The organism is Okeania sp. SIO2B9 (assembly GCF_010672505.1).
Taxonomy (GTDB): domain Bacteria; phylum Cyanobacteriota; class Cyanobacteriia; order Cyanobacteriales; family Microcoleaceae; genus Okeania; species Okeania hirsuta.
On the sequence record NZ_JAAHGK010000590.1, the window covers coordinates 1 to 4,521 of the forward strand.

Sequence of the window (4,521 nt, forward strand, 5' to 3'; positions counted from 1 at the left end):
TGAGTTTTAATATTTTGATATGTCCTAACCTTTCCTTCAACTGCTATTTATCAAATTTCACGCATTTTTGCTATATCCTCTTGAGAGCAGGGAGTAGATACATAACGAATAAGATCTGTTTACTTTATAAAAATAATTGCTAAAAACATTACCGAATAATTAAGGTTTAAAGCCTCTCCTTTAAAGGAGAAAAAAGCGGTCGTTAGCGCAGCTTTCCGTAGTGTCGTGTCAAGCTGAAAATGGTGTATTAAATTTTTGAGTATAATTCTTGCTCTGATGATTCAATTTCATAATTTAATTTCATAGATTATCTGAAGCTTTCATAAGGAAACTTACCTTTTTCAGAGTCAAACCACTGATGCAAAAGTTGAGTATTTTCATCACTCGCAATAGTAGTATCAACTAATTTATCCCAATCTGGATTTTGTAATGGCAAAATACAACCATAATTTTCAAAAGTAAAAGGAATTTTAGGTATTAGTTCAAACTCACTAATAGTTTTATTTTGTTGCCGAATTTCTCCTAGTAATAAAATTCCATCACTAGCAACAGCATCAATTTTACCATCATCTAATTGACTAATACCTTCAACTCTGTTGGAAAGTGACTGCCAATTTGCATTGGGATAAATAGGGCGAAATTCTTCATCAGTAGTTGATCCTGCTAAAAATCCTATGGATACTTTTCCAGTAGTACCTCTCATGGAGTCAAATCTTTCTACATCTGTTTTTCTTACTAAGAATTGAATACCTGTAGTAAAAAAAGGAATAGAAAAATCTACTATTTTTTCTCTCGTATTATTAATAGTTGTAGCAGCACAGACAATATCTAGTTTTCCATCTTGGATTAGTTGAAAACGGTTTTCTAGAGATACTTCTTGCCACTCTAATTTGATTGATTTACCAACTTCTTGTTCTAGACGTTGGTGAATTAATTTAACCAATTCAACAGAATAACCTTCTAATTTATTGGTTTCACTGCTGATATAGCTAAAAGGAGCTGTATCAATTCTAAATCCTACTTTTAGTACCCCCGTTTGTTGAATTTTTTCTAATACAGTTTTTTCTACAGTTTCTTCTATAGTTTCTGCTAAACTTATGAGAGGAAAACTGATGAAAAATATGGTGATTAAGAAGGAAGAAGGAAGAAGGAAGAAGGAAGAAAGTAACTGGAACATCAAAATTAATGAACTAATAACTTAAGTATTTATGTAGAAAAGTTGGCTTTTTGATAAGTATTTTATCTGAGATAAAAATCTAATACTAAATTATACCATACTTGACAATCAAATTTCTTGATAATTGGTAACAATTTGCTATTTAAGTAGGCATTAAGATTAGAAAATCACCAAAAAACTGCTGAGGAGATAATACAATGGCAAAGGTGATTTTTTATGAAAAACCAGGCTGTAAAAATAACACCAAGCAAAAGACTTTGCTAGAAACAGCGGGTCATCAATTAGAAACTCACAACCTGTTGAAAGAAACTTGGACAAAAGATAATTTGCGTTTATTTTTTGGCGATCGCCCGGTAGTAGAGTGGTTTAACAAAGCTGCTCCAAAAGTTAAGTCTGGAGCAGTAATTCCCGAACAAACTGATGCTGAAACTGCTCTAACAATGATGCTGAATGACCCATTACTTATCCGTCGTCCTCTAATGCAAGTGGGCGATCGTAGAGAAGTGGGATTTGATGTAGAAGTTGTGAATAACTGGGTTGGTTTACAACCTGTAGATGAAACCCAGAGGGAAAAAAGTGAGGAGTTGATGGGTCAAGACTTACAAACTTGTCCAAATAGCCATCACCACTAGAATCTAACAAAGTCTATTTTTACTGATAAATTTGCTTAGGAATGAGGATTCAATAAAGTCCAGATTTTTTTTTGAATAACTCATATAATAGGGAATTTGGATAATTCAACTTGTGTAGATAATAAAATTCTCATTCCTTAATCTCTCGTTAGATATCGTTAGAAAATTTTCTAGCGGGAGATATTTTTGGTAGTGCATCAGTAAAGTGTGGGATAAGTAATTAGGTCGTTCCAACTCCAAGGAGCGATCGCCAACTCAGCTCTTTGTGCAGCAGTATTTTCTTTGCGACTATGAACCCAAATCCAATTGAAGTAGGTGATACGCCTGACGCCACGCTCCGCGAACGCCAACCTAACTCCATAACCCTGAGCATAATCAACACCTATTTCTTGCAACTTTGCTAAAATAGCCTCATTTTACACAAACTCCCCAACTGTTTCCATCCCCATCATATCACCAATATGATTAATAGCCTCCACTATTTCATAGTTAATCGGAAAATGTATCTCCTTCTGCAAAAAATGAAAGTATTAAAGCTTGTTTTTAAGGTTTATTTAGATGATTCAAAGGTTTTTGACTAGGTACGCCAATTGGACGAGGATAATTGCTAGAAGTTTTATTTATTTTCTGCAAATATATACAATGACGAATACTGTTAGTTAAGGGAGTCTTAAATTCTTCAATAGTATGGATTTTTCCTCCCAAAATTTTCACAACTTCTAGCAAATTAGCCTGTTCATCAGTTGTAAAATTTCCCCGATATAAAATTGCTATACCACCTATTTTTAACATTGGCAAAGCATATTCAGCACAAACTATTGTAGGTGCAACAGCTCTTAAAAGAGCAATATCGTAAATTTCTCTGTGTTTAAACATTCGACCAATTTCTTCAATCCTGTTAGTTAAAGTTAAACAATTTTTAATAGCTAAATCTACTAGAATAGTTTCAATAAAATCAATTTTTTTTCTTATCGAATCTAGTAATGTAACAGTATATTGAGGTAAACTAATAGCAACTGATAATCCTGGAAAACCTGCACCAGTTCCAATATCAATAACCTTTTTTTCTTCTTGAGAGTTTATCTGATTTTCTAAGATAAATTTAATCCCTCTGAGGGAATCCCAAAAATGTTTTTCCCAAAAATCTTCTGGGCTAGTAATTCTAGTTAAATTTAACTTTTCATTACCAATAAGAATCAACTGATAAAGTTGCTGAAATTGCTGCTGTTGTTCTGCTGTTGGTTGCCAATTTAATGTTTCCTGCCAAAGAGAATTCATTTCTGGCAATATCTGGGTATTATTATCATTCATTTTACTTTTGACTACTATTTTATAGAAGGAAAATAGTCTGATATTATATCATGTTTCCCCTCCGGGGTAACTACGCTATCGGTTGAATACTTATAACCCACATTCCGCACGACAAAATGTAGTACATAAAGAGGGGGGACTTGAGTAAGTATTTAGACTCAAGAAAAAAAACCTCAAACTGTAATTCTAGACAAGAGGTGAAGATAAGAAAAGAGGAGAAAATGTCAATAGAAGTAAGTAACTTAGACCCAGATCGGGTTAGTAGCAGGAATGATTGATGAGATTGGTATAGAACAGAAAATTAATCAACTACTCGGAGAAGGGGGTTGGTGATTAGGTAATGCCATTAAATATTTATGAACGGTACAATTATAGTTTTTTCATAGATATTTGAGACAAAAGCATTACGCATTCACCAATGCCGATTTTTCTGATCAACTCCAAGTTAAAGTGAGCTTAAGAGAGTCAAAAATAGAACTAGAAAAAAAACGAGCAGGTCGATTTATTTGGGCGACAAATGTCCTGGAGAGGATGGAATTAACGAAAGAAGAAATGTGATCTAAATACAAGGGGCAACAGTCTGTAGAAAGAGGTTTTAGGTTTCTGGGCCATACCCCCTGTTTTTAACTGATAGTGTCTTCCTTAAATCACCCCATAGAATCGAAGCTTTGGGGTTAATTATGGGTTGATGTTTGTTGGTCTATACTTGAGGTCAACTTCAACTACGTCAAACTTTAAACCGAACTAAATCTGAGGAGTCAGGATTCAGGTAGGGGAGACATCGGATTGGCGACGTACAGGGGTAAGGAGAGAAGAAAGAAGAAGAAAGAATAAAGAGGAGGAAAAGGAGAAAGTTTTTTTTCACTAATTATCCAAAAATGATATAACCGGATTTCATATAATCATAGAAAAACAGAAGAAAGTAATCTCTAGTAGCTCCTGAAATCTATTTGTTCTACTTACAATTAGGCGTTGTCAGATTAAAAGATGAATTATAGGGACAGGGTGGGAACAGGGACCTCTTTAAACTTAAGGTAATGAATCAGTAGTCGAATTGAGTGCTTTAACATTTCAACAGACTTGGAATAGCACAAGGTTTTGCCATCTAACATAGCTCAGTAATGACGTAGCGCGTGTATTTTCTCCCTCTACACCAGTCATGTAAGTCTTGCTCACAATCTGATCTCCTGCCGGAATAAATTTAGTATAAACTGGATTACCATCCCTCACCCAAAAGTAACATTGCCACCAGGAAATAGTCTGCCATAGTACCATATAGCAACAGCCAGGGCGATTAGGACATAAAATAGAGAAAGTATTCTGTCATGCGATCGCTCTTCCTTGCCTCGACCCTATAGTTACGATTTTAGAAAAAAAGTGATAGAGGCCATTGAACTTGAT

General features: G+C 34.5%; 4 protein-coding genes and 1 pseudogene. 1 reads left to right on the plus strand and 4 read right to left on the minus strand.

Annotation, left to right across the window (positions count from 1 at the left end):
• Positions 1–307: 307 nt before the first annotated feature.
• Entirely contained in the window at positions 308–1,177 is an 870-nt protein-coding gene (locus F6K13_RS19650) for an amino acid ABC transporter substrate-binding protein (protein WP_124142968.1), read from the minus strand.
• A 197-nt stretch (positions 1,178–1,374) separates the two neighbouring features.
• On the opposite strand from F6K13_RS19650, the gene F6K13_RS19655 reads away from it, so the two are divergent.
• Positions 1,375–1,809 (plus strand): ArsC/Spx/MgsR family protein, encoded by a 435-nt coding sequence (locus F6K13_RS19655; RefSeq protein WP_124142967.1) that lies wholly within the window; start codon positions 1,375–1,377, stop codon positions 1,807–1,809.
• Positions 1,810–2,006: 197 nt separating this feature from the next.
• On the opposite strand, the gene F6K13_RS35830 is transcribed toward F6K13_RS19655, so the two are convergent.
• The 3 genes and pseudogenes from F6K13_RS35830 to F6K13_RS19670 form a co-directional block, all read right to left on the minus strand.
• Complete coding sequence (locus F6K13_RS35830; RefSeq protein ID WP_375339426.1) at positions 2,007–2,204, minus strand: hypothetical protein; 198 nt, start codon at positions 2,202–2,204, stop codon at positions 2,007–2,009.
• A gap of 148 nt (positions 2,205–2,352) precedes the next feature.
• Positions 2,353–3,120 carry a 16S rRNA (guanine(527)-N(7))-methyltransferase RsmG gene (rsmG, locus tag F6K13_RS19665; RefSeq protein ID WP_124142966.1) on the minus strand — a complete coding sequence of 256 codons (768 nt, stop codon included), beginning with the start codon at positions 3,118–3,120 and terminating at the stop codon, positions 2,353–2,355.
• 992 nt (positions 3,121–4,112) lie between these two features.
• Positions 4,113–4,389, minus strand: a pseudogene (locus F6K13_RS19670) (IS1 family transposase); the annotation flags it as partial.
• Between the last annotated feature and the right edge of the window lie 132 nt (positions 4,390–4,521).

Excerpts from the sequence above, each read along its gene's own strand:
- F6K13_RS19655 (WP_124142967.1), top strand. The coding sequence starts at position 1,375 with ATGGCAAAGGTGATTTTTTATGAAAAACCAGGCTGTAAAAATAACACC.
- F6K13_RS19650 (WP_124142968.1), bottom strand. The coding sequence starts at position 1,177 with ATGTTCCAGTTACTTTCTTCCTTCTTCCTTCTTCCTTCTTCCTTCTTA.
- rsmG (WP_124142966.1), bottom strand. The coding sequence starts at position 3,120 with ATGAATGATAATAATACCCAGATATTGCCAGAAATGAATTCTCTTTGG.